The sequence below is a fragment of the Amycolatopsis sp. cg13 genome (assembly GCF_041346965.1).
In the GTDB taxonomy this organism is placed as follows: domain Bacteria; phylum Actinomycetota; class Actinomycetes; order Mycobacteriales; family Pseudonocardiaceae; genus Amycolatopsis.
Genome location: NZ_CP166848.1, coordinates 395,878 through 422,150, shown reverse-complemented (window position 1 = coordinate 422,150; position 26,273 = coordinate 395,878). Strand labels below are relative to the sequence as shown.

The following is a 26,273-nucleotide window of genomic DNA, read 5'->3' as shown; positions in this document are numbered from 1 at the left end:
GCTGCTTGCGGCGGCCGAATCCCCCGCTCACGCACCGCTAACGGCCGCTTCCCTGAGACGAACCTGTCCACCGCGTGCCCGACAGAGCATGATCGCGCGGCGGTTCTGCGACGGCCACTCGCTCAGCGATCCGGACGAACCGCTCAACCGGCGGCACGCGATTCCGACTCCGCCCTGACCGCATCCCGCAGCAGACCGCACTCAGCGTCCCGCGAACTCCCACCCTCCGCGACCGGGTCCTGCCACGACTGCCCATGGCAAACCCGGCCGCCGCGCCCGATCCCTGGCGGGCAGTATCGCTACGGCGACCCGCGCCAGGCCGGACCGCCACGCCCAAACTCTGGCCGACGCCCAGCAAGCAGTTCCGCCCCAGCACCCCCGCACCAAGCCGGACCACCAGGCTTGAACGCAGGCACGCAGTTCCACGACGACGGCCCCGCGCCGGAACCCGATCACCGCGCTCCACCCCGGCGAACTCCCGGCAGGCAGTCCCGCCGCAACGCCGCCGCACCAAGCCGCCGCGCGATCCCCTCCCGCCTCCCAGCAGGCAGTTCCGCCCCACGACCCGCGCGAAGGCGAGCCGCCGGGCTCAACCCCTGGCGAATTCCCAGCAGGTCGCCCCGCCCCAACGCCGCCGCGCCAAGCCAAGCCGCCGCGCGATCGCCTCCCGCCTCCCAGCAGGTCGCGCCGCCCCAACGCCGCCGCACCAAGCCGCCACGCAATCCCCTCCCGCCTCCCAGCAGGCAGTCCCGCCCCACGCCAAGCCAAGCCGCCACGCAATCCCCTCCCGCCCCCAGCAGGCAGTCCGCGCCACAACCCGCGCGAAGACGAGCCGCCGCGCTCAACTCCTGGCGAACTCCCAGCAGGTCGCCCCGTGCGGTTCCTCCGACGCGACTCCCACTGCGCGGCGCAGGGTGAGCCGGTACAGGTGCCACGGCGGCGGGCCCGCGCTCGGTGCGCTGAACGGGGCCGTCAGCGCGTCCCCGGTCGCCTCCGCTGGCCAGCCGCCTGAGCGGTAGACCTCGGCCAGGTGCGCCACGGTGTCGACGCCGGTGACTCGGTGGGCATCGCCTTCCAGCACCAGGTCTAGGCCGCGCAGTCGTACCGAAATGCTGCACGCCGGGTTCGCCGCGAGGTTCCGGGAGCGGCGCGTGTCCGGTCCGCCGACGAAGTACAGGGCGTCGTCCACCCAGACGGCACCCACGCCTGCCGAGTGCGGACGTCCGTCCGGGCGGACGGTCGCCACGAAGAACGTCAGGTCGGCGGTCGGGGTGTCGGTGGCCAGGACGTCTCGGGCACGGCTCCACGGCAGCGGAGCGTTTCCGTAGCGGTCGAGGTTGCGGGTCGAGGTCGGTTCGTAGTCAGTCATGCCCATGCGTCGAACGGGGCGCCGCCGAATCGACACCGCCCCGCCAAGAAATCGGCAGGCACCGTCGAAAGGATGGGTCAGGCACCTCCCGCCGGGACTGGGCGGTAGCGGAAACCGTCGCCGTCCTGCGTGATCCGCCCGACGGGGAAGTGCGCGGGCAGGAGGAGCGCGTCCCGTTCGACGGCCAGTTCGCACAGGGTCCGCCGGGATTCCGCGGCGGCGGCGGGATCCGCGTCGCCGCCTTGGGCGAGGGTCAGGTTCGCGAACTGGAACGGGTGGTGCAGCACATCCCCGCTCACCAGGGCGTGCTGACCGCCGCCGTCGAGTTCCGCGATCAGGTGCGCGGTGGTGTGGCCGGGCATCGCGCGCAGGATGATGCCGTCCGCCACCTCGTACGGGAGGTCGATCAACTCGACCAGACCTGCCTCGACGACCGGGAGCACGCTGTCTTCGAACGTCCTGGCCAGATCGCCCGCGACGCCGCCGTCCGGTGCCGACGCGTGGACCTGTTGGAGCCAGGCGTATTCCTCGCTCGGGATCAGGTACCGGGCGCGCGGGAACGTCGGATCCCAGGAACCGTCGACCAGCTGGGTGAAGCCGCCGCAGTGGTCGGGGTGCAGGTGGGTCGCCACGACGACGTCGACGTCCTCCGGCACGACGCCGACGGCGGCCAGTCGCTCCAGGTACGGCGCGTCGAACTGGTGGTGCGCCAGCAGGACCGGGCGTTCCTTCGCGTTGCCGTTCCCGGCGTCGAGGAGCACGGTCTGGTCCGGCGTGCGCACCAGGTACGTGGTGATCGACAGGTCGAGGTCGCCGCGATGCTCCCCCAGGTGTTCCGGCGTGACTGCCGGGAACAGGTCCGCCGGGGCGAACGGCCAGTGGTCCAGTTCGGCTACCGGGTCGATCCGCAGCGGTCCGAGAGTGATGGTCATCGGGTTTCCTGTCGTCCGGGGAAAGGGGACATCGTGCGCACGCTCATCGGGGCACCGCCGCCATCGCCTCGATTTCCACGAACAGCTCCGGTTTGGCGAGCGCGGCCACGACGATCAGCGACTGCGTCGGCCAGTCGCTTTCCGGGAACCACCGGCTGAACACGTCGCCGGTCGCCGCGCGGAAACCGGCCAGGTGCTCAGTGCCCGCGACCATGCTGAAGACCTTGACCAGATGCTCCGGCCCGGCCCCCGCCGCGGCGAGCACGCGTTCGATGTTCGCCAGCGCCTCGCGCGTCTGCGCTTCCGCGTCCGGCCCGGCGAGCGTGCCGTCCGGCCGTGCGCCGATCTGCCCGGCCACGACGACCAGTTCGTGGTCGGCAGGAACCTGCGCGACGTGGCTGTAGCGGCCTACCGGCGCCGCGACCGTCCCGGGATTCCAGCGCTTGCTCATCAGGTGTTCCCCTCCCTTGGTTCGTGCTCTCAGTTCACCATGCGCCACCGACAAAAAATCACCGGCCGGTCACCCGATCGTGACCACCAGCTTGCCGAACTGGTCCCCGGACGCCAGTTCGCCCAGCGCGCGGGGCCCGTCCGCGAGGTCGTAGACGTGGTGCACCACCGGCCGCAGACGGTGTTCCGTGACCAGCGCGACCATCTGCGAGAACTCCCGCGCGCTCCCCATCGACGTGCCCAGCAGGCTGATCTGCCGGAAGAAGAGATTGCGCAGCGACAACTCGACGTCCGGGCCGGTGGTCGCGCCGAGCGTCACCATCCGGCCGCCGGAACGAAGCACCGAGAGGCAGGAGTCGAACGTCGCCGAGCCGATGCTGTCGACGACCAGGTCCACCGGTTCGCCGAGTTCGGCGGCCCAGTCGCCGCCGCTGCCGATCGCCCGGTCGGCCCCCAGTTCCGTTGCCCTGGCGAGCTTTTCGGGCCTGCGCGAGGTGACGCTGACCGTCGCGCCCACGGCTTTCGCCATGGCGAGGGCGAAGGTCGCGACCCCGCTGCCGATGCCGGGCAGCAGCACGTGTTCCCCGGCGGTCAGCCCGCCGCGGGTGAACAGCGCCCGGTACGCGGTGAGCGCGGCCAATGGGAGCGCGGCGGCTTCGGTCCAGCTCAGGTGCGCGGGCTTCGGCAGGACGTTGCCCGCCGGGACGACGACGTACTCGGCCAGCGTGCCGTTCGTCGGCACCCCGAGGATGGCGGGGACTTCCGGCACGACGTCCGGCTCGGCCCAGTCGAGGGACGGGTTGACGACGACCTCGGTGCCGATCTCGACGCTCGTGTCCGCGCCCGCGGCCACGAGCACTCCGGCGCCGTCCGAGCCCAGCACGGCCCAGGGATCGGCCGGAGTGCGACTGTCCACGATGAACAGATCCCGGTGGTTCAGCCCGGCTGCCTTCAGCTGGACCAGCACTTCGCCCGGTCCGGGTTGCGGCGCCGGGACCTCCGCGACCCGCACCCCGCCGACTCCCGCCGCGCCTTCGTGAACCACTGCCCGCATCGCTTTTGTTGTCACGTCCGCGAACGTAACAGCCGGGCCGCCCCCTGCGGAGCCCCGGGCGAATCCCGTCACAGCGGGGAATTTTCCGCTCCGGGCCCCGCCGCGCCGACCGGGCTGAGCTGATCGTTTTCACTAGGCTAGTTTGGATATATGACTCCTCGAACCGCCGCAGCGGCGCCGTTCGCCGCACTCGGCATCGGGTGCGCGATCGCCGGCGGACTCGCGTCCGCGGTCATCGCCCCGCATCCGACCCCGCACGGCGCGTGGGCGGTCGCATATCTCGTCCTGGTCGGCGGGATCGCTCAGGTCGGTCTCGGAATCGGTCAGGCATTGCTCGCCCCGAACCCGCCGGCTCGACGGCTGGTCGTCGCTCAAGTCGCGGCCTGGAATCTCGGAAATGCAGCCGTGCTAGGCGGAACGCTCTCTGGCGTGCCGCCCGTCGCGGACGTCGGCGGCGCGGTTCTGGTCGTCGGCCTGGCGCTGCTGATCCTGGGCGGGCGCGGCGGGTCGCGGGACGGCCGCGCCCGCTGGGTTCGGCACGGTTTCCAGGCGTTGGTCGTGCTGCTGCTGGTCAGCATCCCGGCCGGGCTCGTCCTCGCGCGGATCGGGCCGTCCTGAGTCCGACGTCACGTCCACCGGCCCGCTATTTTGCACTATTATTCTCATAAATACTCTTTCCGGGAGGTTCCCGTGACCGGCTCGTCCGACGTGTACATCAACGGCACCAGCACCGACCCGGCGCTCCGGGCCGGCCAGGACCTCCGGGCCCGATCCGGCCGGATTCTGGCCGAGTACCGGGAAAAAGCCGCCGTGGTCACGGAACTCCAGCTCGACGGCAGCGCTCGCGCGGAGGCCAACGCGCGGCTGATCGCGTTCGCCTCGGGCCCGTTGACCGAGTACCTGTCCGCCGCCGACCGCGTCCTCAACGCGACCGCCGCCGGAGCCCCCGCGACCCGGCTGCTGGTCCGCGCCCTGCGGCGGATCCAGGACTCCGTGCTCCGCTCCGTCGGCGAACTGCGGGAAGCCGACACCTCAGCCCAGGTCAGCCATGCCGCGCAGGCGTTGGACGCGCTGCTCGCCGCCTACCTGGACGCCGAGACGAATGTCCTGCTGCCCGCGCTGGCCGACCTCCCCGGCGCCGATGTCCCCGTCCTCGTCGACGACCTCCGCACGCTCCTCGACGGCGGCGAGCTGGACCGCGCGGAAGTCCTGGACGTCCGCGAAATCCCGCACGGCACCCGGCATCCGCGCATCTTCGGCCGCTACGCGCGGCTCGCGCCCGGGGAATCGTTCGTGCTCGTCAACAACCACGACCCGAAGCCGCTGCGCCGCGAGTTCACCGCCGCGCACGGCGAGGATTTCACCTGGGAGTACGTGGAATCCGGGCCGGAGAAGTGGCGGGTCCGGATCGGCCGCGCCGCGGTCCCGGCCTGACCCCTGTGCCCGCGCCGACCCCCTTCGGCGCGTCCCCCGCGGCGGCCGGCCTCCCCGCCCCGGCCGCCGCGGACCGGCTTCACACTCCTGCCGCCGATCGGTCGCGAGCAGCGGAATCCTTTCCCTGCCAAGCCTCGCCGCATCGACCATCCACATCAGACAGTTGCCGACCAGCTCGGCTCCTCGTCCTCCAAGATCGGGATCACCGGCGACAGAAGGTGATCCGCGTGCTCGGTGACCTCGCCGCGGACCAGCCGGAAGACCCGGAAGCTCAGCTGGTGCTCCGGATGTTCGTCGTCGTGGACGTACAGCAATCCGTACGACCCCGGAGCGAGCCGCCCGACTTTAGCGAACAAGTCGATCACCTCGGCGCCCTGCTGCCCTCGGTGATTCGGGTGCCCGCCGAGGTGGATGTAGTACCGCCCGTTCATCGGCTGGAGATCGATCAGCGCGTAACCGGCCAAGTCGTCGACCAGGGCCTGGATCTCGTCGAGGCGAAGCGGCGGTTCGTCGTCAACCGCTTCGGCGGTCGAGCGAAGACTGATCCACCCGTGGTATTCGAACATGGCGAAAGCCTAGGCTCGGCCAAAAGGAAAAGGCGATCAGTTTTCCGGTCAGCGGCGACGCTTCGCCGTCGGCTTCAAATGCGCCAAACACAACGACGGCTCGACGAACGCCTCGAGCCGCTCCGCCGTCAACGGCGCGCGCACCTCGGCCAGCACCCCGCGCATCAGCCCGAGATGCAGCCCGCACACGACATCCCGCCGTTCCTCCGCGACCTCCCGGAACGGGCAGTGCCGCAACCGGATCACCGGACGCTCGAGGTCACCGTCCAGGTCCGGGGCGAATCCGGCGTCACTGAGCACAGTGGACAGTCGCCGGAGACCCTCGGCCTCGTCGACGCGCCGGGTCGGCGGCGGACGATCGGCCAGGTAGCGGCCCCACGCTTCCCCGGCGGATTCCGCTGCCTTGCCGGGATCAGCCACGTTTTCCGCGATCAAGCCGGTCAGCATTTCCGCGAGCAGCCGGTAGCTGCGCCGTCCCTCGGCGGCTTCCTCGGCGATCGCGACATAGACAGTGCGCGGGCGGCCGGGTCGGGTGCGGTCTTCGACGCGGCGTTCGGCGAGGCCGGATTCGACCAGTCCGTCCAGGTGGAAGCGCGCGGTGTTGGCGTGCAATCCCACTTGCGCGGCGACGTCCTGCACCGCGACCGGACCGCCCGCCGAACGCAGCGCGTCCAGCACCCGGGCCCGGCTCTCGCCCAATGCACGGGAGCCGGGCGGGTCGGTCAGCGTCTGCTCGCTCATGCGGGACAGTTTAACCGAGCAGACTAGGGCAAACTACCGCAGCGCGGGGATCTCCGGTCGCGGGCTGCCCCAACCGGTCCGAGATCGCCTGGTTCACGACCGCATCTCCGGGCGCGGCTGCCCGGCGACCAGCGGCGTGTCCACCCCGAGATCGCCGAGTTTCACCGCTCCGCCGGGGCTGTCCAGCGGCGCGTCGCGGCCGGGCAGGGTTTCGCTGAAGAACCGGGCGTTGTCCTCCGCGTAGACGCGCCAGCGCTCCGGAAGGTCGTCCTCGTAATAGATCGCTTCAACAGGGCACACCGGTTCGCAGGCGCCGCAGTCCACGCATTCGTCCGGGTGGATGTAGAGCGAGCGTTCGCCGACGTAGATGCAGTCCACCGGGCATTCGTCCACGCACGCCCGGTCCATCACGTCGACGCACGGCTCGGCGATCACATACGCCACGGCCCGCTCCCTTCCACCCGGCTTCGTTTTTACCAATGTACTCGGTAAAAAGGGTCACGCGAGCGGGATGGCGCGGAAAACTCCGTCCGGATCGTAGCGGTGTTTGATGTCTCGCAGCCGGGAGGTGTGGCGGCCGAACGGCTCGGCGGAAGACACATCCGGCCCCAGCAGGTTCGCGTACGCGCCCGGCAAGGCGTAGGGAGCCAGCGCGGCCGACGTGGCATCCGCCCAGGCCCGGTCGTCATTGCCCTCCCCCAGCCCGAGCACCTCGACCATCAGATGGTCCTCGCGCAGCGGGAACGGCGTGGCCGCCACCGGGATCCGGGAAGCCACGCCGTGGAAGTGGTGGATCGACAGTCCGGACAACGGCGACGTCCGGGCTTCCGCCTGCCGCACCAGCGCCGAGGCGATCTCCGGAGTGAACGCTGACAGCGACCGCGTGCGGATGGTGACCGATCGGCCGCCGGGGAACATCTCGTCGCGGCGAGCGATCTCTGCCGCGTACGACGACACCGGAGCGATTTGCGAGGCGAGCGGCGGTCCGAGCCGGGCCAAGAAGCCGTCGGGATCAGCGTTGCCGCACCACGTCGGCCAGACCAGCACGCACAGCGAACCGTCCGCACCGGCGAGGACCCCGGTCTGCACGGTGAGTTCGTCCGGCGCCTCGGCCTGGATTTCCGCGACCGCGGCGAAAACCCGGGCCGCCTCAGTCGCCGGATACCAGACCGGGCCGGTCGTGATGTGCGGTGCCGCGTGCAGCCGCACTCCGAGCGACGTCACCACGCCGAAGTTCCCGCCGCCGCCCCGCAGCGCCCACCACAGGTCCGGCAGCCGCGAAGCGTTGGCGAGCACGACTTCGCCGTCCGCGAGGACGATCTCCGCACCGAGCAGGTTGTCCGCGGCAAGCCCGTATTTCCCGAGAAAAGGCCCGTATCCGCCGCCGAGCGCGAGCCCGGCGAAGCCGACGGTGCCAATCGTGCCGACCGCTGCGGTCAGGCCGTGCACCCCAGCCGCGGCAAGCACATCGTTGGCCCGCGCGCCGCCGCCGACCACCGCGGCTCGCCGTCCGGCATCGACCGCGACCCGGTTCAACGGACGCAGATCGAGCGTGATCCCGCCGTCCGCCAGGGCGCGTCCGGCCCAGTCGTGGCCGCCGCTGCGCACGGACAACGACAGGCCCAATTCGCGCGCAACCCGCACCGAGGCTTGGACATCGGCTGTGCTCCGGCATTCCACGACCACGTCCGGCCGCGCGACGACGGCGGCGTTCCAGACCGTGGCCGCCGATTCGTACTGTGGACCGGAAGTATGTACTTGCTCGGCAGGCAATCTGGCCCGCAAGGCGCGGGCGGCATCCTCGGCGGTCATGGGCGGCTCCCCTGCTCGTCGATCCCGACTCTAGGGCCGAACCGGCCGGAAATGGCAGCCGCGCAAGGAAAAATTCAGTGATTCACATAAGTCGCCGACGCCTCGCTGAGCGCCTCCAGCGCGGCCCGGACGCCGCCGTGCGCCTCTTCGCCGGACCGGCACGCGGCGATGATCGTGCGGTTCAGCACCGGCCGGGTCGCGAGCATCCGGACCCCGTCGGGCACCGGTCCGCGCGCGAGCCGCGGGACGAGCGCGGCGCCGACGTTGCCCGCGACGAGCGCCAGCTGCGTCACGTAACTCCCGATGGTGCAACTGATCCGCGGCTCGAGGTCCTGCGAACGGAGCACGTGCACGAGCCATTCGTAGCAGCCGGAACGGCCGGTCCAGCTGATCCACGACACGTCGTCCACCTCGGAGAGATCGACCGTGCGCCGGTGCGCGAGCCGGTGCCCGGCGGGCAGCGCGAGATCGGCTACGTCGGAGAACAGCGTGACCTGCGTGATCCCCGCCGGCACCACGGTCGGCCGGTCCGCCCAGCTTTCGAACACCGCGACGTCGAGGTCGCCGGCGAGCACCTTCGGCAACGTTTGTTCAGCTTCGCCCTCGCCCAGCGTCACGTTCAGCCGCGGGTGTTGTTCGGTGAGCGTGGCGAGCGCGGGCGGGAGCAGGGCGTGGACGCACGTCGCGATCGACCCGATCCGCAACGGCCCGAAGACGTCCTCGCGCAACCGTTCGAGATCCGTGCGCGCTTCGGCCAGTTGCGCCAGCACGCGTTCGGCGTGTCCGACCAGCACCTGCCCGGCGCGCGTGAGCCGCACGGTCCGGCCGCGCGGTTCCAACAGCGCCAGGCCCGCTTCCCGCTCCAGTTTCGCCAGCTGCTGCGACACCCCGGACGGCGTGACGTGCAGCGCCGCCGCCGCGCGGGCGACCGAGCCGTGCTGCGCGACCGCGTGCAGGGCGCGCATCCGATCCACACTGAACACGGTAGTGATGCTACCGGATTTTCCGCAGGAACATTCACTTGTCCTTGATAGTTAGCGGCCCCACGATAGAAGGCATGACCACCGAACCCGCCACGCTGCCGACCGCCGGTCCGATCGCCGCCCTCACCGGCCGCGCCGACCCTCGGCTGCTGGCCGCGGCCGGCTGCCTCTGCATCGCGCTGACCTCGGTGCTCATCAAGGTTTCCGGGGCGAGCGGGGCGACCAGCGCGTTCTGGCGCTGCGCCCTCGCACTGCCGGTGCTCGCGGTGCTGGCGTTCAGCGAGGCGCGCCGGACCCGCGTGCGCGCGAAGATCCTGCTGCCGCTGCTGGCCGGGCTCGGGCTGGGACTCGACTTCGTCTTGTGGGGCGAGGCGATCCCGCGCGTCGGTGCGGGCGTCGCGACCATGTTGCTTTCGGTCCAGGTGGTGATCGTGCCGCTGCTCGCGTTCGTCTTCCTCAAGGAGCGGCCGGACCCGCGGTTCAAGTTCGTCGCACCGACGCTGATCGTCGGCATCGTGCTCGCGGGCGGCGTGTTCGGCTCGTCGATGAGCGGCTCGAACCCGGTGCTGGGCATGGTTTTCGCGCTCGCTGCCGGCGCGGGCTATTCGGGCTACCTGCTGTTGCTCCGGCTCAGCAGCAGCCCCGCGACGCAGGTCCGTTCGCTGTCTCTGGCCACCGTGTCGGCGGGCTTCGTGTCGGTGGCGCTCGGACTGCCGTTCGGCCGCCTCGACCTCACGCCCAGCCTCCCCTCGCTCGGCTGGTTCGCCGCGCTGGCACTCGTCGGCCAGGTCATCGGGTGGCTGCTGATCGCCGGTGCGCTGCCTCGGCTGGCGGCCTCGACCGGCGCGACGATGATGCTGCTGCAGCCAGTCGGCGCGGTCGCCTTCGGATTCCTGCTGCTGAGCGAACGCCCGGGCGCGGTCCAGCTCGTCGGCTGCGTGATCGTGCTCGGCGCGGTCTGTTTCGCCGGTCGCGGCGCGACGAAGCGGCCCGCGGTTCAGTCGTCGGCCAAGCTCAACCCGACCGAATCGAGCAGCCCGCGCGCCATGTCCCTGAACTCGTCGCGGCGGTGATCGACCAGGCCATCGCCGCCGAGCAGGTCCGCGGCCAGTTCGTCGACCGGCCAGCAGACCAGCTTGCCGTGCCGTCCGAGCAGCAGCCCGACCTCGCGGATCCGGTACAGGTCGGCGACGTCGAGCCAGGCATACAGCAGGATCTGCCACAGCCAGCGCCCGGCCCGGTCCGGATCGCCGACGGTCAGCACGGTCTTCACGTCCAGCAGCGTGCCCTCGGCGATCCCCGCTTCGGGATCGAGCTTCCCGAGCAGGAGGTCGCCGTCCGCCCAGCCGGGCACGATGGTCGGCCCGGCGATGCCGAGCGGATAGCCCTCGGGCGGCGCACCGGCGAGGCGGCGCAGTTCCCACAGCGCACCGTTGTCGTGTAAGCGTTTCGCGAGTTCCGCCAGTTCGGTCACCGCCGCGTCGGCGGGCAGGGCGCGCAGGTCCGCGATCGTGCCGCCGCCGTCGACGACCCGGGCGAGCCGAGCGTCGATCTTGCCGGAGCGGTAGATGTCCTCGCACGCCGACAGCACCCAGTTCGTCCGCGCCAGACCAGCCTCCGCGCCCGGCCCGCCGAGCACGCCGGGCGGGGCGTGCTGCGCTTGATAGCGGCGAGCGCGTTCCAGCAGTTCACCCCACAGCTCCTCGGCACCCGGGAGCGCCTCGCCGCGAGGCATGCCGTCGCCGAGGTCGAGCCAGGTCGCTGCTGCCGGACGGATGCCGAGCGCCCGCGCCTGGTACTCCGGCGGCAGCTCGTCGTGCGTCGGGTACGCGGCGGCCTGCGCGTGCGCCCACGGACCGCTGCCCCACTGCGCGCGCACCATCCCGAGCAGCGCGTAATACGGCGGCGCGGGCTGCACGAGGTCCGCGATCCGCTGGCCGAACGCGCCGCCGATCTCGGCCCAGTGCTGGCGCGGCGGGCGGGCAAGCGCAGGCCGGATCGGGCGCACGCCGTTCGTCGCCTCCTCGACCCGGCGCGCGGCCGCGGCCGTGCCGGTGAAGACGCGAGCGCACCAGCGCGCGAGTGTCCCTCGCGGGTCGGCAAGCTCGGACGTCAACGACACCCGGCCAGTATCTCCCGGGACAGGAACGGCAGCAGCAGATCGAGGAATTCGCGCGGCCGGTCGAGCGGGACCAGGTGCCCGCAGTCCGGCAGCACGTGCCCGGTGAGGTCGTCGGCGATCGGGCGCAGCTGCTGCTCCAGCGCGTCGCCCACCGGATTCGCGCCGATCGCCAGCGTCGGGACGGTCAGCCGCTTCGCCGCCTCTTCGGTCAGCTGGCGGGCGCTTTCGGGCAACGCCCGGTAGTACTCGAAGGCGCAGCGGAGTGAGTCGGTCCCGGTGTACGCCTCGGCGAACGCTGCCTGGAGGTCCGCCGGAACGCCGCGGCCGAGCGTGCCCTGGTCGAGGAACCAGCCGACGTACTCCGCCTCGTGTCCATTAAGGACAGTCTCGGCGAGGCCCGGCACCGCGTGGAAACCGAACCACCACGGCGGGCTGGCCGGGAAACCCCAGGGCAGCGACTCCATCAGCACCAGACGGCGCACCCGCTCCGGCTGCCGCAGCGCCAGCAGCAACGCGCCTGCCACCGCCAGGTCGATCGCCACCACGTCGGCGTCCGCCTCCCCCAGCGCGTCAAGCAAAGCCGCGACATCGTCGGCGACGGCTCCAGCGTCGAAACCGCTCTCCGGACGGCCGCTCCCGCCCAGGCCGCGGAGGTCCGGCGCGATGACTCGGTACTGCTCGGCGAGCGTCGGGATGACCTTGCTCCACAGCTGCCAGGTGTGCGGGAACCCGTGCAGCAGCACCACCGCCGGACCGCTCCCGGAGACGGCGACGTTCAGCCGGACCCCGTTCGCCTCGACCTGCCGCACCGCGTTCATCGGACCTCCCGTGGTTACCATTGGTTACCAGCACACGGTAGGTAACCCAGAACGTGCCGCCAAGACGGCACTTTCCCGACAGGTGGTGAGCCCGAGGTGACCCCCTCCGCCCGCGGCGATCTGTTCGACCCGGCCTGCCCGACGCGGCGGCTGCTCGACCGGATCGGGACGAAGTGGACGTCGATGACGGTCAAGATCCTCGCCGAGGCCGCGCCGGACGAGGTGCGGTTCGCCGACCTGCGCCGCCGCATCCCCGGGGTGTCGCAGAAAATGCTCTCGGTGACTCTGCAAAGCCTCGTCCGTGACGGTCTCGTCTCGCGGCGCGTCGAAGCCACCGTGCCGCCCCGGGTGCATTACCGGCTCACCTCGCTGGGTGCATCGCTGGAATCCGCGCTCGCGGTGTTGCGCACGTGGGCCGAAGAACACATGGCCGACGTCGACCAGGCCAATCAGGAATCCGAACGGTAATTTTCCGCACACAGGCGAGTCGGTCAGCCACTGCGACGCCAATTCGGCACACACTCACCCGCTGTGGAGTCGCCAACCGAACGGGACAGCAAACCCGCACGGCACGCAATCGGACAGTTCTTCGCGCATCCGCTCGCGTCGTTCCGGATCATCACCGCGATTTGGGCGCTGCTGACGCTGCTCGGCGCGGTGATGGCGCTGTCGTCCTCGGCCGCCGCAGCCAACCCGACGGTGGGAACCGGCGTGTACCAAGCCTTTTTCCGGCATCTGACCTTCGTCGCGCTCGGCGCGGTCGCCTTCGTGCTCGGCCTGCGCATCCCGTTTTCCCGCATGCGCAAGGCAGCCACGCCCGCGCTCGCCGCGGCGGCCGTGCTGCTGCTTCTCGTGCTGACCCCGCTGGGTTCCGACCACGGCGGCGCACAACGCTGGCTCGCCGCCGGGCCGATCACCTTGCAGCCAGTGGAAATCGCGAAGGTCGCGCTGGTGTTCTGGGGCGCACATTTGCTCGTTTCGAAGCAGCGTGTGCTGCACCATTGGCGGCATCTGCTGGTGCCGCTGATCCCGGTGACGCTCGCGTTGTGCGCCCTGCTGCTGGCCCAGCCGAATCTCAGCGGCACGGTCACGCTCGCGTTGATCACCTTGGGCTTGCTGTGGTTCGCGGGCGCGCCGAAACGCTTGTTCGCCGCCATTCTCGCCGGCGGGGTCGTCGGAATCGTCGTACTCGCCCTTTTCGCCAGTTATCGGCTCGCGCGCATCCTTTCTTTTCTCTCGCCGAACCCCGATTCGAGCGGCAGCGGCTACCAGGCGCAACAGGCGCAATACGCCCTCGCCGACGGCGGCTGGTTCGGCGTCGGCCTCGGCCGGGGCGCGGCGAAGTGGAGCTATCTGCCGGACGTCCAGAACGACTTCGTCTTCGCGCTCGTCGGCGAGGAACTCGGCTTCGCCGGCTGTCTGCTGGTGCTGGGGCTGTTCGGTTACCTCGCGGTGATCGGCCTGCGCACCGCGTCCCGGGTCACCGATCCGTGGGTGCGGCTCGTCGCCGGGACGACCACCTTGCTGCTGGTGGCGCAGGCGCTGATCAACATCGGCTACGTCGCGGGCGCGCTGCCGGTGACCGGCGTGACGCTGCCGCTGGTGTCCGCGGGCGGGACGTCGCTCGTGGTCACCATGCTGCAGTTCGGCATCCTCGCCCAGGCCGCGCGCGAGGAACCGGCCGCGCAGACGTTCCTCGCCGGGCTGCCGAAGAAGGCCTCCGGTACAGTCCGAGCGTGATCAAGAAGGCACTCTCCGCTACCTTCGCGGCTGTCGCGCTCGCGGGCCTCGCCGCGTGCTCCAACCCGACCGGCAAGTCGTGGGCGATCACCTACGAGGTCACCTCCGACCAGCAGACCACGGCCACCGGCGTCACCTACGGCGAATCGGGCAACCGCTACGAGGACAAGGTCGCGCCGCACCAGCTCTCCGGCCCGCTCGGACTGCCGTGGAAACAGGACGTCGTGGTCAGCGCCGGACAGGACGCGTCGGTCACCGCGACGCCGTCGACCGCGGCGACCCTGCGCTGCCGGATCCTGCTGGACAAGACGAAGGAACTCGCCAAGGCGAGCGCCCCCGCTCCCGGCAAGCCGGTGACCTGCAAGCACACCACCGACTCCTGATCCGTCCCGGAGAGTCCCCGCGGACTCACGGGGCGTCGCGGACTCCTCTCCGCCGCTCGGTACGCTCGTGACCTTCGGGTGAACGCGAGATGGCCGCCAGGCGAACCGGCGGACCGGAGAGGGGTTGTATGGCGACCACGGCCGGAGCTTCCAGCAGCGAGACGTACGACGCGATCACCCATTTCGCCCAGGCGATGCCGGGCTGGGTGCAGTCTCTCGTGCTGGCGTACACGCATTACGGCCTGGTCCTCGTGGCCCCGTTCTTCGCCTGGCTCTGGTGGCGGGCGCGCCCGACCGGTTCGCCCGAGCGGATGGCGGCGGCGCTGCTGGTCCCGGCGGCCACGGTGGTCGCGTACGTGCTCAGCGAGATCGTGAAGGCCTTCGTGCACGAGCAGCGTCCGTGCCGGGGACTGCCGCCGGAGGCGATCGTCGGCGTCTGCCCGCCGCCGGGCGACTGGTCGTTCCCCAGCAACCACTCGACCATCGCGGCCGCCGTCGCGCTCGGCGGGGCTTTCGCCTGGCGCAAGGGCGCGCCGTGGCTCGCGGCTTTCGCGGCGACGATGGGCTTTTCGCGGGTGTTCGTCGGGGCGCACTATCCGCACGACGTGCTGATCGGGCTCGCGCTCGGAGCCGGGATGGCGTTGCTGCTGCAGCGGTACGCGCTGGCTCCGACGGCCGGGCTGGTGCGGCGGTTCTCGGGCAAGGTGCCGTTCGGGTTGCTGGGTGTCGCACCCGAGGGTGCGGAGGCTACGACGGTGCTTCCTCCGGCCGAAGAGAAGCCACGGGGACCACGCCGGAGCCGTCCCGACGCCGCGCCGGTTCGCCCTGAGGACGCTGGTTCGCTGCCGGCGCGTGGGCCACGGCCCGATGCGGCGCCTCGGGACGCCAGCAACCGCCCGGCCCGTCCGCGGAATCCGCAGCCGGAAGACCGTGCCGCAGGGGGTCCGCCGCCGCGGAGGCAGAATTCGCAGCCGATCCGCACCGCCGAGCCGCAAGCCCGTCCGGCACGCCCGCGGCAGAATTCGCAGCCGATGCGCACCGCGGCACCGGAGCCCCGTCCCGCCGACGCGCCGCCGCAGAACCCGGGCCGTCCGCCCGCACAGCCACCGGCGCGCGGTGCCAACCAGCCGCCTGCCCGTCCGGCGCGCTCGCAACAGCCCCGTCCGGCAGGTCCGCCGCAGTCCCGCGGCACCGGTTCGCCGCCGCGGCCGTCGAACCAGGCTCCGGGCGGTCCGCCGCCGGAGGTCAGCCCGGGAGATCGCCCGTCGCGGCGAACTCCAGGCGCTTCGCGACCGACACCGCCTGGTCGGCGAAACGCTCGTAGAAACGCGTGAGCAGGCTCAGCGCGACCGCGATCCGCTGGTCTTGGGTCCAGTCCGGCGCGGTGACCGTCGCCATCACCTGGGCGTGCAGCGCGTCCACGCGCTCGTCGGCGCGGCTCAGTTCGGCGTAGCCGCCGCGGGCCTCGCCGTGCACGAGGTCGGCGAGCCGCTCGGCCATCGCCGAGGTGACCTCGCCGAGTTCCGCGAACACCGGCTCGAGGTCGGCGGGCACGGTCGGGTCCGGGTGGCCGCGCCGGGCGGTGCCCGCGACGTGCGCGGCGAGGTCGCCCATCCGCTCGATCTTCTCCGCGCAGTACACCGCGGCCAGCACGGCGCGCAGGTCGCCCGCCACCGGAGCCTGCAGCGCGAGCAGCGAATACGCCTCGTCCTCGCAGGCAGCCCGCTGGTCGTCGAGGTCGGCGTCGCCGCTGAGCACCTGTTCGGCGAGCGGCAGATCCGTGGTCAGCAGGGCTCGGGTGGCCCGGCGCATCGCCTCGGCGGCTGCCTCGGCCATCGCCGCCAGACGCCCGTCGAGCTGTTTCAGGTCGTCCTGGAAGCCTTCGCGCATGTCGAGCGACTTTACCGGCGGCCCGCGAACAGGCCCGCGTCGGCCAGCGGCCAGGCCTCTTCGGGCTCGGCCAGCTCGTAGCTGTGGCTGCCTTCGTGCCCGCCGGGCACCCGGCAGAACACGCCCTCGTCGGACTCCGCGCCGCACAGCGCGCGGGTCTCCAGCACGCGGCGGCCGGGCCACCAGCGCAGCCACATCAGCGGCTCCTCGCCGCGTCCGCCGACCTGGCTCGCGTGCTCGTGGCCGTGCCCGGCCTCCAGCTCGCAGAACAGCTCGGGCTCCGTCCCGCGGACCGCGACGCTCCGCAGGACCGAGCGCTCGCGCCCGGTCAGCTCCACCGGTTCGCGGCACAGCGCACCTTCGGCCATGCGGCCAGCGTAAACGGCCGCCGCCGATTCCGCGCGCAGGGCCCGGCCGCGAGCGCGTCCCGCGTGCCGGACCCCGATCACCGGCAGGTCAGCGCACCCGCTCCAGGAGCGCGAACAGGTTCTCCCAGTGCCGCTTCTCGCCTTCCTCGTGGTACGCCGCCGTGTCCGACATCGTGAACCCGTGCGACGCGCCCTCGTACACCTCCGACCGGTAAGTAACGCCTGCCTCGTCGAGGGCGTGCTCCAGCGTCTTGATCTGCTCGGCGGTGGCCGACGGGTCCTGGTCGGCGTGCCCGAAGTACACCTCGCCGGTGATCGAGCCGACCCGCAGGTGCGGGCTGTCGGGCTGGTCGGTGGCGAGGCGTCCGCCGTGGAACGACGCGATCGCCTTGACCCGGTCCGGGAACGCCTCGATCACGCGCAGCGCGTTCGTGCCGCCCATGCAGTAGCCGGTGATCACGACCGGGCCCTCGGCGACGCCGTCCTGCGCGGCGAACCAGTCGAGGTACTTCTCCGCGTCGCGGGTGATCGCCTCGGTGTCCAGGGCCTCGATGAGCGGCATCAGCTTGCCGAAAACCTCGCCGCGCCGCTCCGGGTCTTCCAGCGCGGAGAAGTCCACCAGCGGCGTCCGGCCGCCGCGGTAGAGCAGGTTCGGCGCCAGCACGGCGTAGCCCGCCTCGGCGATGCGGTCGGCCATCTCCTCGATCCGCGGCCGGAGCCCGAACGCGTCCGGGAAGAGCAGCACCCCGGGATGCGGCCCGCCGTCCGGCACGGCCAGGTACGCGTCCGCGGTCCCGTCGGCGGCCGGAACGTCTGGCTTTTCCTTGCGCATCCGCTTTGTCCTCCCTTGAATACAGTGCCTTCGCGATCAATCTATCCCCGTCCGGCGACGGGCCGCCGCGCCCCGCGAATGTCCCGTTTCCTGTCTTGTTAGTGGACTGAACCACTGCGGTCGGCGGATTGACGGAGTCCGGTTTGCCCGGTCAGGATCACCGGGCCCGCTCCGGGCCGCCCTCCGCAGAACGGACTGTCGATGGCCAGACCTCCTCGCTCCCCGCGCACCCGGAACCGGGTCGCCCTTGCCGCGCTCGTCCTCCTCGGCGGGCTCGTCCCCGCCCAGGCCGCGCACGCCGCTCCCCCGCGCCAGCCGGACGCCGGCCCGCCCGCGTTGGACCGGAATGGCTGTGCCCGCATCGAAAACTCGGTGCCCCAGCTGGCCGACTGGCCGAAGGTGCGCAGCGCGATGCCGCAGAACCCGGTCGACGAACGGCGGATCAAGCAGATCGTCTCCGGCATGTCGCTGGAGGAAAAAGTCGGGCAGATGACCCAGCCCGAGATCGCCGCGATCACGCCGGCTGAGGTGACCCAGTACTCCATCGGGTCCGTGCTCAACGGCGGCGGCTCGTGGCCGGGCGGGAACAAGCACGCCAGCCAGCAGGACTGGCTCAAGCTCGCGGATTCCTATTGGGACGCGGCGAAGGCCACGAGGGCAAAGATTCCGGTAATTTGGGGCATAGATGCCGTGCACGGAAACAACAATGTGTACGGCTCCACCGTTTTCCCGCAGAACATCGCGCTCGGCGCGGCGCACGACCCGTGCCTGGTGCGCGACGTCGAAAACTCCACGGCGCGGCAGATCCGCTCGACCGGTCAGGACTGGGCGTTCGCGCCGACGCTCGCCGTCGTGCAGGACGACCGCTGGGGCCGTACCTACGAGGGCTTCTCCGAGGACCCGCGCATCACGCGCGCCTACGGATACGAGGCCATGAACGGCCTGCAGGCCGGTGCGCGGCTGCGGATCGGCCCGAACGGCGTGATCGGCACCGCCAAGCACTTCATCGGCGACGGCGGCACCACCAACGGCCAGGACCAGGGCGTCAACGCTTCGTCTGAAGCGGACATGATCAACCTGCACGGCCAGGGCTACTACGGCGCGCTCGCCGCGGGCGCGCAGACGGTCATGGCGTCGTTCAACAGCTGGACCAACCCCGACCTCGGCATCAACGAGGGCAAGATCCACGGCAGCGACAAGGTCCTCAACCAGATCCTCAAGGGCAAGATGGGCTTCGACGGCCTGGTCGTGTCGGACTGGAACGGCATCGGCCAGGTGTCCGGCTGCACCAACGCCAGCTGCCCGCGCGCGATCAACGCGGGCATCGACGTCGTGATGGTGCCGAACGACTGGAAAGCCTTCATCGCCAACACGGTCGCGCAGGTGCGCGGCGGCGAGATCCCGATGTCCCGCATCGACGACGCCGTCACCCGGATCCTGCGGGTCAAGCTGCGCGCCGGGCTGTTCGAGGAGCGCAAGCCGTCGCAGCGCTGGTACGCCGGTTCGTCGGACGCGCTCACGGACAAGGAGCTCGCGCGCGAAGCGGTGCGCAAGTCGCAGACGTTGCTGAAGAACAACGGCAACGTGCTTCCCTTGGCGCGCAACGCGAAGGTGCTGGTGGTCGGCAAGAGCGCGGACAGCATCCAGAACCAGACCGGCGGCTGGACGCTGACCTGGCAGGGCACCGGGAACACCAACGCGGACTTCCCTGGAGCCACTTCGATCCTCGCTGGACTTAAGGAGGATCTCGCCAACGTCACGTTCGATCCCACTGGCACCGTCGACCCGAAGGGTTACGACGCTGTCATCGCTGTCGTCGGCGAAACTCCGTACGCGGAAGGCGTCGGCGATCTGCAGCGGAAGAGCCTTGAAGCGGCGAAGCTGTATCCGGAAGACCTTGCGCTGCTGGACAAAGTCAGCGGCAAGGGCACGCCGGTGGTGACTGTGTATGTCAGCGGCCGTCCGCTGTACGTCAACAAGGAGCTCAACCGTTCCGACGCGTTCGTCGCCGCGTGGCTGCCCGGCACTGAAGGCGGCGGTGTCGCGGACATGCTGGTGCGCGGCAAGGACCGCGGCGGATACCACGGCAAGCTGTCCTATTCGTGGCCGAAGAGCGCGTGCCAGACGCCGCTCAACCCCTGGAGTCCCGGCTACGACCCGCTGTTCGCACTCGGTTACGGCCTCACCTCGCACCAGCGGACCACCGTCGGCAAGCTCGACGAAACCGAAGGCCCCGCCCGCTGCGGGTCGACCGGAGGCGGCGGCACCGCGACCGAGGACCTGCCGATCTACGACCGCACGGATGTCGCACCGTACAAGAGTTTCATCGGCTCGGCGTCGAACTGGGGCGGCACCGAGATCGGTCCCGGCGGCACCGCTTCGCACCCGGAGATCAATGTGGTGCCGGCCGACGTCAACGTCCAGGGCGACGGCCTGAAAGCGACGTGGACCGGCACGGGCGCGGCGCAGCTGTATTCGCAGCATCCCGGCGGCACCGATGATCTGCGCGGGTACCTGAACGCCGACGGCGCGCTCGAGTTCGACGTGATCGTGCATTCGCCGCCGGTCAACCGGACGGTGGTCAGCCTGCACTGCGTCTACCCGTGCTCGTCCGAGGTCAACGCCACGAAGCTGTTCGGCGATCTGCCTGCCGGGCAGAAGTCGACAGTGAAGATCCCGTTGTCCTGCTTCGCGAGCGGGCTGGACTTCGAGAGCGTCGACACGCCGTTCCTCGTCTACACCGACGGCGCGTTCTCCGCGTCGTTCGCGAACGTCCGGTGGTCGCCGGGCGGGGCGAAGGACCTGGACGCGCGCAAGTGCTCCGACCTCACCGGATGAGCCGCTGGGCGGTTTCGATGACCTGAGACCTGGCCGCCGCGCGCGACGCGGCGGCCAGGTCTTCGAACCCGTCCAGCGCCGGAACGTCGCCGACCCGGGTGAACTCCTGGGACACGAACGTCAGCCGCTCGACGCCTTTGTCGCCGAGGTAAGCGCGCAGATAGGACTCCTGGAACTCGAACTTCTCGCGCGGCGTGCCCGGGCCGTATCCGCCGCCTCGCGCGTTGACGACCACGAAGTCCTTGTCCGCCAGCAGCTTTCGGCCGGTCTCCGGGTCGACGAACACACCCGGGAAACTGATCCGGTCGATCCACGCCTTGAGCGTCGCGGGCACGCCGAAGTTGTACATCGGCACGCCGAGCAGCACGGCGCGGGCTTCGCGCACCTCGTTGATCAGCGGCAGGGTCAGCTCCCATTCGCGCTGTTCGTCGTCGTCCGCGATCAGCGTCGCGATGTCTTCCAGCGACAGCACGCCTTTGCGTTCCACTCGGCGGCCGAGCCGCGCGTACGCCTCCTTCAACGGCGGCACCGGATCAGCGGAAACGTCACGGTGGCGCACGGTTCCGCCGCCGCTGCGCCACTCGTCGGCGAACAATGTGCCCAGCTGCCTGCTCACTGACGCCTCGCGGTCGGCGCTCGAATCCACGTGCAGCAGGGGCGCTAGCATGACGGTCATCCGGTTCCTCTCCTCGTCCTTGGTCCTCGGGCCGGCACTCCCATGACGGATCGAGACGGGAAAAGGTGACCGATGGACGACGCACTGGCGCGGCGCTTCGAAGACGAGCGCCCGCGGCTGCACGCGCTGGCCTACCGCATGCTGGGTTCCGCGGCCGAGGCCGAGGACGTCGTGCAGGAGTCGTGGCTGCGCTTGGTCCGGACGTCCGGCGTCGACAACCTCGGCGGCTGGCTGACCACCGTCGTGTCGCGGCTGTGCCTGGACGCGCTGCGGGCCCGCCGGGCAACGCCGGTCTCTTCCGTGCCCGATGCCGCCGGTGGCACTGTCCCCGAGGACGAGATCCTGCTGGCCGGGGAGGTCGGACGCGCGCTGCTGGTGGTCCTCGACCGGCTGGCCCCGCCCGAACGGGTGGCCTTCGTGCTGCACGACCTGTTCGCGGTGCCGTTCGACGCGGTCGGGCCGATCCTCGACCGGACGCCGGCTACGGCGAAGAAACTCGCCAGCCGCGCGCGGTTGCGGGTGAGTGGGGAGCCTGCGGTGCCTGCCGTTGAACTGGCCGAGCACCGGGCGGTGGTGACGGCGTTCCTGTCCGCGGCTCGGGGCGGGGATATGGCGACGTTGCTGACTGTGCTGGCTCCGGATGTCGTCCGGGTTACCGATCCGGCGATGCTTCCGCCAGGTGCTGCTGCTGTGTTGCGTGGGGCGGACGAGGTTGCGCAGGGGACGAAGCTGTTCGCGGGGAACGCGCGGCTGGCCGAGCTGGCGTTGATCGACGGGGATGTCGGATTGGTGCTCGCTCCGGCTGGGCGACTGGTGGGGGTGCTGAAGATCGAGGTTCGCGGGGGTTTGCTCCGGGCGTATGAAGTGGTGGTGAGTGCCGAGCGGTTGGCGGGGATGGAGATCGCGGTGCTTTCTCGCGAGGCTGTATAGGTCGTTATACACATTAAAGGTCGAATGGTTCGTAGCAGTCGAAGGTCTCGATTGAAGCGATCACGCCGTCGGCGGTTTCGACGAATTGGGCAATGTGCGCGACGAGTTCGTCGCCGCGACGGAAAGGGCCCGCGTCACGCGCGATCACCCCGCTCCACGTGAGGCGAAGGATCGCAGTGCCCCCTGCCGCCACGGCCGAGCGCACGTCGTACCGCTGGCTGGACATCAACCCGGCACCGGCCTCCGACGCCGCGAGCATCTGGTCCAGGTTCGCGCGGGCGCCCTCGGGGTTGAGCCGGTTCGGATGTTCGACGGTCGACGCCGTCGGAGCGAAGTGCTTCCGGAGATCCTCGCCGCACTGCCCGGCTTCAAGTGCCCGCAGCAGGGAGGTCGCAAGGGCAACTGGATCGTCAGCCATAAGAACAACTTAAGTTGTACAACCTTGGTTGTCAATTGCATGGTGGACGCTGTGACCCGACTGGACCTGGCCGAAATCGACCTCGCCACCCTCGCTTGGCTGGCGGGCAGTTCCGCGAACCGGGCGATCCTGGCCGAGTTGCACGAGGCGGGCCACCCCGGCGTGCGCAACTCCCACGGATACGTCGTCCAGCACCTCATCGACCGCGCGCCGACAGTCTCCGAACTCGCCGGCCTTCTCGGCGTCACCCAGCAGGCGGCCTCGAAGCACCTTCTCGAACTGGAGCGGCTCGGCTACGTCGAGAGAGTGCCGGATCCCGCCGACAGCCGAGTGCGACGCGCCCAGCTCACCGACCGCGGTCGGCAGCTCATCAACGACAGCCGCCGGATCCGGAAGCAGCTGGACGAGCGGCTGACGAGATCCGCGGGCAAGGACGCGGCCGAAGCGGCCCGGCTAGCCCTGGCTCGCCTGCTCGACGTGACCGGCGGAACCGCGGACGTGATCGCGCGTCGTGCCGCTCTGCCCAGCGAATAGGCGGACGGCACGAGTCATCGCCGCGTGCCCGTAGCGCCCTCCTCGCGATGGTGCATCGCCCGATACCGACCGGGCAGCCTGACCGACAACCTGTATGAAAGCCCGCGCGAAGGCGAATTCCGAGTGGTAGCCGAACCCGATGCCCCACGGAGCAGTGCCCTGCCGTAGACGACGCCGCCGCGGCCGCGGCGCCCCAGGACGGGCATCAGCACCAGACCTGCTCCCTGACCGGACCCCATTCACTGTCCTTTTCGGACATCGCCGCGATCGCGGGCGACGCGGCGGGAAAGCCGGTGCGGTACCAGGCCATGGACCCGGCCGACTTCCACGAAGCCCTCCTCGGCGGAGGCACCCCCGGCCAGGTCGCCGACTTCCACGCCGCCATATACGAAGGCATCCGCAACGACTGCGCCGCAGACGTGACCGACGACGTCCAGCGGATCACCGGCCGGCCGCCGGTCTCCTTCGCCGACTACGCCCGCGCCGCGGCAGGCCTGTGGCGCTGAACGGATGAGGCCTGCCCCAGCCCAGGGGAGGTGGCGTGCCGCGCCAGGCTGGGGCAGGCATAACGGTGCGGTGAGCGATGGGCGGGACGCTCCTAACCGCACCGAGCTTTATCGGGTTTCTCCCCTTTTCGCGGTTTCGGGACCTCCGGGAAGACGACGGTGTCCTCGACTTTCGGGATGACCTCGGTGTCCTCCTCGGCGCGTTCGGCGGCCGCCGCCTCGGCCGTCCGGCGGAATTCCGCCAGGCGGGCTTCCTCGATTTCGGCTTGGACCTCGTAGTCCAGCCGGGCCTTGAGGTCGCGGACCGTCAGCCGGCCGCGCGGCGGCGGGATCGGGCGGCGCGCCCGCCACAGCCACATCGAGAGCAGGACCAGCAGCAGGAGCACGCAACACACGATGACCACTGCCGGATGGCCTGTGCGGGTCGCCTCGCCGAGCGTCTCTGCTGCCTTCATGCGACGCACCTCTCGGCTTCGGAAGTGTCTTCGCGTGCCCCACCACCATGAAGCCGCCCAGTGGCCTGGACCAGCCAGCAAACCGGGAGAAAAGCGGGCGGCAACCGAGCGACTTGCCTTGCCTCGCACACAGTGACCTGCGGTAATCTGACGACCCCGGTTCGTGGCGAAGGAGTGTCGCCCATGGGCGAACGGCGAGAAGGGCTTGTCCGGGCGCGCAAAGCGGCGAACCTGACGCAAGAAAAGCTCGCCGCGCTGCTCCCCGCGGACGAAAAGAGCATCCGGGCGTGGGAATCCGGCCGGTCCGAACCTCGTCCGCACCGGCGCGACCGGCTCGCCCGGCTTCTGCGCATCAGCCCCGCCCGGCTGGAGGAGCTGCTCCGGGAGGGCACGCAGGCAGACCGCCGGGGGCCGCCGAGCGTCTTGCTCCCCGTCATCGTGGACGGGCGGCCCGTCGCGCTGCCGCTGGACCGGGCCACGGTCGCGGCGAGCGTCCTCGGCCGGCTCGTGCCCGCCCTCGGCGACGCGGCCCCGTCAGCGGTTCCGACCACAGAATGGGACGTCATGAGCCCGCTCAGTCGCCGCTCGCTGCTCAAGAACGGCCTGCCGGTCGCGGCTTTGCCCGCGCTGGGAATAGGCAGCGCCGAGCACGTCGCGCGAGCGCTGGAGAATCCCCGGCGGTACATGGACAAAACCGTCACGCACTATTTCCGCAGACAGCTCGACCAGTACAAATACGAGGACGGCGAACGCGGTCCGGCCAAAACGCTTCCGATGACGCTCGGCGTGCTGGACATCATCGACCGCATCGCCCGCGACGCGACCGCCGACGATCAGCGGGATCTTCTGCAAATCGGTTCCGAGGGCGCGGAGTTCGCCGGATGGCTTTATCGGGACCGGCGGCAGATGGAAGACTCGCTGTACTGGCACGACCGCGCGATGGAATGGGCGCAGGCGGCGGGCGACAACACGATGCAGGGCTACATTCTGCTCAAAAAAGCCCAGGTCGCCTACGACGAACGCGACCCGCGCCGGATGCTCATCCTCACCCGGGCGGTGCGCAAGGGCCCCTGGTCGCTGCCCCATCGGCTCCAGGCCGAGGCCGCCCAGCAGGAAGCCCGCGCGGAGGCGATGCTCGGCGCGTCGGCCGACCAGGTGAACCGGAAACTCGACGTCGCGTGGAAACTGCTCGGCGACGCCGGGCCGATCGAATCGCCGCTGGGCGCGCACTTCAACGCGACTCTTCTGAATATGCAAACCGCCATCTGCTACACCGAAGCGGGCGAGCCGCGGCGGTCGGTCGAACTGTACGAGAAGACGTTGAAGGAAACCCAATTCTCCCGTCGCGACTACGGGTTCTTCCTGTCTCTCATGGCGAACTCGCTCGCCCTTTCCGGCGAACCGGACCAAGCCGCCAAAACCGGCCTCGCTTCCGCTCATCGCGCGGCGGAAACGAACTCCCGCCGCACGAGAGAAGAACTCCGGCGGGTCGTCGGAGTGCTCAAGCCGTGGCATAACCGTCCCGATGTACGGGAATTGCGCGAGGCGCTCAACAGCTGACCGCTATCGAAGCCATTCCTGTACTTCGCGGATCACCTGTCGTTGCCAGGCTTGCGTTTGCGGATCGGCGTACTTCGGATCGTCGTGCACCGCGAAGCCGTGCTGCGCGCCTTCGAGCTGGATCAGCCGGTGCCCGCAGGTCAGCTCCCGGTCGGCCGCGCGCGACGACTCGACGGGAACAAAAGTGTCCTTGGTGCCGTGCACGATGAGCGTCGGCGCGGTGATGCGGCGCAGGTTTTGCCGTGCCTCGAACCAAAACGCCTCGTTCAGCACGGCCCGCCCGAGCCGGAACCCCGGCCCGTGCCCGAGATAGCCCTGCTCCTTGAGATCGGCGGCGCCCTTGTCGTCGAGGTAGCCGTCCGCCGACCACGCGGGTTTCTCGTCGATGAACCGGCCGCGGTAGTCGAGGAGGGGGTTGAACAGAACGAGCCGCTCGACGTCGTCCGGCCGCTCGGCCGCGTAGCACGCCGCGACGCCGCCGGAGAAACTCGCCGCCGCGAGAGAGGTGCGCACGCCCGGGACGGCGCTGGACAAGTGCTCGATGCTGCCGCGAATCACGTTGAGCAGAGCGAAAAGCGAGAGATCCTCTTGACGCCCTTCGCTCTCGCCGTGACCGGGAAGGTCGATTCTCAGAGAGGCTATGTCGACTTCGGCCAGACCTTGGGCGAGGCGGGTGAAGAAGCCGCCTTCCTCGCGGGTGACGCTCGCCCCTTGCACGAGCAACACCGCGCGCCGAGGGCTTCCGTCCGGCTCGGTGAGGGTGCTGGCCAGGCGGAGGCCGTCCGGTGTACGAACTGTCCGATAGCTGTCGCGCGACATGGACACTCCCGGAGTTGTCGTCAAGTCCCAGTCTTGCAGGTTC

The 26,273-nt window shown here is 70.4% G+C and carries 30 protein-coding genes; 12 read left to right on the top strand and 18 right to left on the bottom strand.

The window, feature by feature from the left end:
- Positions 1 to 841: 841 nt before the first annotated feature.
- From AB5I40_RS01790 to AB5I40_RS01775, 4 genes are all read right to left on the bottom strand, one after another.
- A complete protein-coding gene (locus AB5I40_RS01790; RefSeq protein ID WP_370936653.1) occupies positions 842 to 1,369 on the bottom strand; it encodes a pyridoxamine 5'-phosphate oxidase family protein in 528 nt (175 codons plus the stop codon).
- A gap of 77 nt (positions 1,370 to 1,446) precedes the next feature.
- Complete coding sequence (locus AB5I40_RS01785; RefSeq protein ID WP_370936652.1) at positions 1,447 to 2,301, bottom strand: MBL fold metallo-hydrolase; 855 nt, start codon at positions 2,299 to 2,301, stop codon at positions 1,447 to 1,449.
- 43 nt (positions 2,302 to 2,344) lie between these two features.
- Positions 2,345 to 2,752, bottom strand: coding sequence for a RidA family protein (locus AB5I40_RS01780; RefSeq protein WP_370936651.1), 408 nt, complete (start codon positions 2,750 to 2,752; stop codon positions 2,345 to 2,347).
- 69 nt (positions 2,753 to 2,821) lie between these two features.
- Positions 2,822 to 3,820 carry a zinc-binding dehydrogenase gene (locus AB5I40_RS01775; protein ID WP_370936650.1) on the bottom strand — a complete coding sequence of 333 codons (999 nt, stop codon included), beginning with the start codon at positions 3,818 to 3,820 and terminating at the stop codon, positions 2,822 to 2,824.
- Positions 3,821 to 3,955: 135 nt separating this feature from the next.
- Here AB5I40_RS01775 and AB5I40_RS01770 point away from each other — a divergent pair, with 135 nt between their 5' ends.
- Both AB5I40_RS01770 and AB5I40_RS01765 read left to right on the top strand, forming a co-directional pair.
- On the top strand, positions 3,956 to 4,423 hold the full coding sequence (locus AB5I40_RS01770; protein WP_370936649.1) for a hypothetical protein: 468 nt from the start codon (positions 3,956 to 3,958) through the stop codon (positions 4,421 to 4,423).
- A gap of 72 nt (positions 4,424 to 4,495) precedes the next feature.
- On the top strand, positions 4,496 to 5,239 hold the full coding sequence (locus AB5I40_RS01765) for a DUF2249 domain-containing protein (protein ID WP_370936648.1): 744 nt from the start codon (positions 4,496 to 4,498) through the stop codon (positions 5,237 to 5,239).
- Positions 5,240 to 5,394: 155 nt separating this feature from the next.
- Here AB5I40_RS01765 and AB5I40_RS01760 read toward each other — a convergent pair whose 3' ends face one another.
- From AB5I40_RS01760 to AB5I40_RS01740, 5 genes are all read right to left on the bottom strand, one after another.
- Entirely contained in the window at positions 5,395 to 5,805 is a 411-nt protein-coding gene (locus AB5I40_RS01760; RefSeq protein WP_370936647.1) for an Imm7 family immunity protein, read from the bottom strand.
- Positions 5,806 to 5,853: 48 nt separating this feature from the next.
- On the bottom strand, positions 5,854 to 6,546 hold the full coding sequence (locus tag AB5I40_RS01755; protein WP_370936646.1) for a helix-turn-helix transcriptional regulator: 693 nt from the start codon (positions 6,544 to 6,546) through the stop codon (positions 5,854 to 5,856).
- Positions 6,547 to 6,639: 93 nt separating this feature from the next.
- Positions 6,640 to 6,990 carry a ferredoxin gene (gene fdxA, locus AB5I40_RS01750; RefSeq protein WP_370936645.1) on the bottom strand — a complete coding sequence of 117 codons (351 nt, stop codon included), beginning with the start codon at positions 6,988 to 6,990 and terminating at the stop codon, positions 6,640 to 6,642.
- A gap of 54 nt (positions 6,991 to 7,044) precedes the next feature.
- Entirely contained in the window at positions 7,045 to 8,358 is a 1,314-nt protein-coding gene (locus AB5I40_RS01745) for an FAD-binding oxidoreductase (protein WP_370936644.1), read from the bottom strand.
- Positions 8,359 to 8,432: 74 nt separating this feature from the next.
- Entirely contained in the window at positions 8,433 to 9,341 is a 909-nt protein-coding gene (locus AB5I40_RS01740) for a LysR substrate-binding domain-containing protein (protein WP_370936643.1), read from the bottom strand.
- A 74-nt stretch (positions 9,342 to 9,415) separates the two neighbouring features.
- Here AB5I40_RS01740 and AB5I40_RS01735 point away from each other — a divergent pair, with 74 nt between their 5' ends.
- The gene (locus AB5I40_RS01735) at positions 9,416 to 10,414 is read left to right on the top strand and encodes a DMT family transporter (protein ID WP_370936642.1); all 999 of its coding nucleotides are present in this window, start codon (positions 9,416 to 9,418) and stop codon (positions 10,412 to 10,414) included.
- On the opposite strand, the gene AB5I40_RS01730 is transcribed toward AB5I40_RS01735, so the two are convergent.
- Together AB5I40_RS01730 and AB5I40_RS01725 are read right to left on the bottom strand one after the other, a co-directional pair.
- Positions 10,339 to 11,463, bottom strand: coding sequence for a hypothetical protein (locus tag AB5I40_RS01730; protein WP_370936641.1), 1,125 nt, complete (start codon positions 11,461 to 11,463; stop codon positions 10,339 to 10,341). The two genes, AB5I40_RS01735 and AB5I40_RS01730, sit on opposite strands and share 76 nt — an antisense overlap.
- Positions 11,454 to 12,281, bottom strand: coding sequence for an alpha/beta fold hydrolase (locus tag AB5I40_RS01725; RefSeq protein ID WP_370936640.1), 828 nt, complete (start codon positions 12,279 to 12,281; stop codon positions 11,454 to 11,456). The genes AB5I40_RS01730 and AB5I40_RS01725 overlap by 10 nt, the downstream gene beginning before the upstream one ends.
- A gap of 96 nt (positions 12,282 to 12,377) precedes the next feature.
- Here AB5I40_RS01725 and AB5I40_RS01720 point away from each other — a divergent pair, with 96 nt between their 5' ends.
- From AB5I40_RS01720 to AB5I40_RS01705, 4 genes are all read left to right on the top strand, one after another.
- On the top strand, positions 12,378 to 12,749 hold the full coding sequence (locus AB5I40_RS01720; RefSeq protein ID WP_344276554.1) for a helix-turn-helix domain-containing protein: 372 nt from the start codon (positions 12,378 to 12,380) through the stop codon (positions 12,747 to 12,749).
- A gap of 63 nt (positions 12,750 to 12,812) precedes the next feature.
- Complete coding sequence (ftsW, locus tag AB5I40_RS01715) at positions 12,813 to 14,021, top strand: putative lipid II flippase FtsW (RefSeq protein WP_370936639.1); 1,209 nt, start codon at positions 12,813 to 12,815, stop codon at positions 14,019 to 14,021.
- Positions 14,018 to 14,404, top strand: a complete 387-nt coding sequence (locus AB5I40_RS01710) for a hypothetical protein (protein WP_370936638.1) — start codon at positions 14,018 to 14,020, stop codon at positions 14,402 to 14,404. Before ftsW ends, AB5I40_RS01710 begins: the two co-directional genes overlap by 4 nt.
- Positions 14,405 to 14,532: 128 nt before the next feature.
- Positions 14,533 to 15,738: a phosphatase PAP2 family protein gene (locus AB5I40_RS01705; RefSeq protein ID WP_370936637.1), complete on the top strand. Its 1,206-nt coding sequence runs from the start codon at positions 14,533 to 14,535 to the stop codon at positions 15,736 to 15,738.
- Here AB5I40_RS01705 and AB5I40_RS01700 read toward each other — a convergent pair.
- From AB5I40_RS01700 to AB5I40_RS01690, 3 genes are all read right to left on the bottom strand, one after another.
- Entirely contained in the window at positions 15,650 to 16,294 is a 645-nt protein-coding gene (locus AB5I40_RS01700) for a phosphate uptake regulator PhoU (protein WP_370936636.1), read from the bottom strand. The two genes, AB5I40_RS01705 and AB5I40_RS01700, sit on opposite strands and share 89 nt — an antisense overlap.
- 11 nt (positions 16,295 to 16,305) lie before the next feature.
- Positions 16,306 to 16,662: a hypothetical protein gene (locus AB5I40_RS01695; RefSeq protein WP_370936635.1), complete on the bottom strand. Its 357-nt coding sequence runs from the start codon at positions 16,660 to 16,662 to the stop codon at positions 16,306 to 16,308.
- 88 nt (positions 16,663 to 16,750) lie between these two features.
- The gene (locus tag AB5I40_RS01690) at positions 16,751 to 17,494 is read right to left on the bottom strand and encodes a dienelactone hydrolase family protein (protein WP_370936634.1); all 744 of its coding nucleotides are present in this window, start codon (positions 17,492 to 17,494) and stop codon (positions 16,751 to 16,753) included.
- Between the two features lie 201 nt (positions 17,495 to 17,695).
- Between AB5I40_RS01690 and AB5I40_RS01685 the strand changes: the two genes are divergently transcribed.
- Positions 17,696 to 20,332 carry an exo 1,3/1,4-beta-D-glucan glucohydrolase gene (locus tag AB5I40_RS01685; RefSeq protein ID WP_370936633.1) on the top strand — a complete coding sequence of 879 codons (2,637 nt, stop codon included), beginning with the start codon at positions 17,696 to 17,698 and terminating at the stop codon, positions 20,330 to 20,332.
- Here the strand turns inward: AB5I40_RS01685 and AB5I40_RS01680 are convergent.
- Positions 20,322 to 21,008 carry an FMN-dependent NADH-azoreductase gene (locus AB5I40_RS01680; RefSeq protein ID WP_370936632.1) on the bottom strand — a complete coding sequence of 229 codons (687 nt, stop codon included), beginning with the start codon at positions 21,006 to 21,008 and terminating at the stop codon, positions 20,322 to 20,324. The genes AB5I40_RS01685 and AB5I40_RS01680 overlap by 11 nt on opposite strands.
- 72 nt (positions 21,009 to 21,080) lie before the next feature.
- Between AB5I40_RS01680 and AB5I40_RS01675 the strand changes: the two genes are divergently transcribed.
- Positions 21,081 to 21,938, top strand: coding sequence for a sigma-70 family RNA polymerase sigma factor (locus tag AB5I40_RS01675; RefSeq protein WP_370936631.1), 858 nt, complete (start codon positions 21,081 to 21,083; stop codon positions 21,936 to 21,938).
- 13 nt (positions 21,939 to 21,951) lie between these two features.
- On the opposite strand, the gene AB5I40_RS01670 is transcribed toward AB5I40_RS01675, so the two are convergent.
- On the bottom strand, positions 21,952 to 22,356 hold the full coding sequence (locus AB5I40_RS01670; RefSeq protein WP_370936630.1) for a nuclear transport factor 2 family protein: 405 nt from the start codon (positions 22,354 to 22,356) through the stop codon (positions 21,952 to 21,954).
- 51 nt (positions 22,357 to 22,407) lie between these two features.
- Here AB5I40_RS01670 and AB5I40_RS01665 point away from each other — a divergent pair, with 51 nt between their 5' ends.
- Complete coding sequence (locus tag AB5I40_RS01665) at positions 22,408 to 22,890, top strand: MarR family winged helix-turn-helix transcriptional regulator (RefSeq protein WP_370936629.1); 483 nt, start codon at positions 22,408 to 22,410, stop codon at positions 22,888 to 22,890.
- Between the two features lie 293 nt (positions 22,891 to 23,183).
- Positions 23,184 to 23,396, top strand: coding sequence for a hypothetical protein (locus AB5I40_RS01660; RefSeq protein ID WP_370936628.1), 213 nt, complete (start codon positions 23,184 to 23,186; stop codon positions 23,394 to 23,396).
- Between the two features lie 92 nt (positions 23,397 to 23,488).
- On the opposite strand, the gene AB5I40_RS01655 is transcribed toward AB5I40_RS01660, so the two are convergent.
- On the bottom strand, positions 23,489 to 23,851 hold the full coding sequence (locus tag AB5I40_RS01655) for a hypothetical protein (protein WP_370936627.1): 363 nt from the start codon (positions 23,849 to 23,851) through the stop codon (positions 23,489 to 23,491).
- Between the two features lie 183 nt (positions 23,852 to 24,034).
- Here AB5I40_RS01655 and AB5I40_RS01650 point away from each other — a divergent pair, with 183 nt between their 5' ends.
- On the top strand, positions 24,035 to 25,411 hold the full coding sequence (locus AB5I40_RS01650; RefSeq protein ID WP_370936626.1) for a multiprotein-bridging factor 1 family protein: 1,377 nt from the start codon (positions 24,035 to 24,037) through the stop codon (positions 25,409 to 25,411).
- Between the two features lie 3 nt (positions 25,412 to 25,414).
- On the opposite strand, the gene AB5I40_RS01645 is transcribed toward AB5I40_RS01650, so the two are convergent.
- Positions 25,415 to 26,230, bottom strand: coding sequence for an alpha/beta hydrolase (locus AB5I40_RS01645; protein ID WP_370936625.1), 816 nt, complete (start codon positions 26,228 to 26,230; stop codon positions 25,415 to 25,417).
- Positions 26,231 to 26,273: the final 43 nt, after the last annotated feature.

What these genes read in the sequence shown, in the direction of transcription:
- AB5I40_RS01790 (WP_370936653.1), bottom strand. Translation starts at nt 1,369, where the DNA reads ATGACTGACTACGAACCGACCTCGACCCGCAACCTCGACCGCTACGGA.
- AB5I40_RS01785 (WP_370936652.1), bottom strand. Translation starts at nt 2,301, where the DNA reads ATGACCATCACTCTCGGACCGCTGCGGATCGACCCGGTAGCCGAACTG.
- AB5I40_RS01780 (WP_370936651.1), bottom strand. Translation starts at nt 2,752, where the DNA reads ATGAGCAAGCGCTGGAATCCCGGGACGGTCGCGGCGCCGGTAGGCCGC.
- AB5I40_RS01770 (WP_370936649.1), top strand. Translation starts at nt 3,956, where the DNA reads ATGACTCCTCGAACCGCCGCAGCGGCGCCGTTCGCCGCACTCGGCATC.
- AB5I40_RS01760 (WP_370936647.1), bottom strand. Translation starts at nt 5,805, where the DNA reads ATGTTCGAATACCACGGGTGGATCAGTCTTCGCTCGACCGCCGAAGCG.
- AB5I40_RS01755 (WP_370936646.1), bottom strand. Translation starts at nt 6,546, where the DNA reads ATGAGCGAGCAGACGCTGACCGACCCGCCCGGCTCCCGTGCATTGGGC.
- AB5I40_RS01745 (WP_370936644.1), bottom strand. Translation starts at nt 8,358, where the DNA reads ATGACCGCCGAGGATGCCGCCCGCGCCTTGCGGGCCAGATTGCCTGCC.
- AB5I40_RS01735 (WP_370936642.1), top strand. Translation starts at nt 9,416, where the DNA reads ATGACCACCGAACCCGCCACGCTGCCGACCGCCGGTCCGATCGCCGCC.
- AB5I40_RS01725 (WP_370936640.1), bottom strand. Translation starts at nt 12,281, where the DNA reads ATGAACGCGGTGCGGCAGGTCGAGGCGAACGGGGTCCGGCTGAACGTC.
- AB5I40_RS01705 (WP_370936637.1), top strand. Translation starts at nt 14,533, where the DNA reads ATGGCGACCACGGCCGGAGCTTCCAGCAGCGAGACGTACGACGCGATC.
- AB5I40_RS01700 (WP_370936636.1), bottom strand. Translation starts at nt 16,294, where the DNA reads ATGCGCGAAGGCTTCCAGGACGACCTGAAACAGCTCGACGGGCGTCTG.
- AB5I40_RS01695 (WP_370936635.1), bottom strand. Translation starts at nt 16,662, where the DNA reads ATGGCCGAAGGTGCGCTGTGCCGCGAACCGGTGGAGCTGACCGGGCGC.
- AB5I40_RS01690 (WP_370936634.1), bottom strand. Translation starts at nt 17,494, where the DNA reads ATGCGCAAGGAAAAGCCAGACGTTCCGGCCGCCGACGGGACCGCGGAC.
- AB5I40_RS01685 (WP_370936633.1), top strand. Translation starts at nt 17,696, where the DNA reads ATGGCCAGACCTCCTCGCTCCCCGCGCACCCGGAACCGGGTCGCCCTT.
- AB5I40_RS01680 (WP_370936632.1), bottom strand. Translation starts at nt 21,008, where the DNA reads ATGACCGTCATGCTAGCGCCCCTGCTGCACGTGGATTCGAGCGCCGAC.
- AB5I40_RS01675 (WP_370936631.1), top strand. Translation starts at nt 21,081, where the DNA reads ATGGACGACGCACTGGCGCGGCGCTTCGAAGACGAGCGCCCGCGGCTG.
- AB5I40_RS01670 (WP_370936630.1), bottom strand. Translation starts at nt 22,356, where the DNA reads ATGGCTGACGATCCAGTTGCCCTTGCGACCTCCCTGCTGCGGGCACTT.
- AB5I40_RS01655 (WP_370936627.1), bottom strand. Translation starts at nt 23,851, where the DNA reads ATGAAGGCAGCAGAGACGCTCGGCGAGGCGACCCGCACAGGCCATCCG.
- AB5I40_RS01650 (WP_370936626.1), top strand. Translation starts at nt 24,035, where the DNA reads ATGGGCGAACGGCGAGAAGGGCTTGTCCGGGCGCGCAAAGCGGCGAAC.
- AB5I40_RS01645 (WP_370936625.1), bottom strand. Translation starts at nt 26,230, where the DNA reads ATGTCGCGCGACAGCTATCGGACAGTTCGTACACCGGACGGCCTCCGC.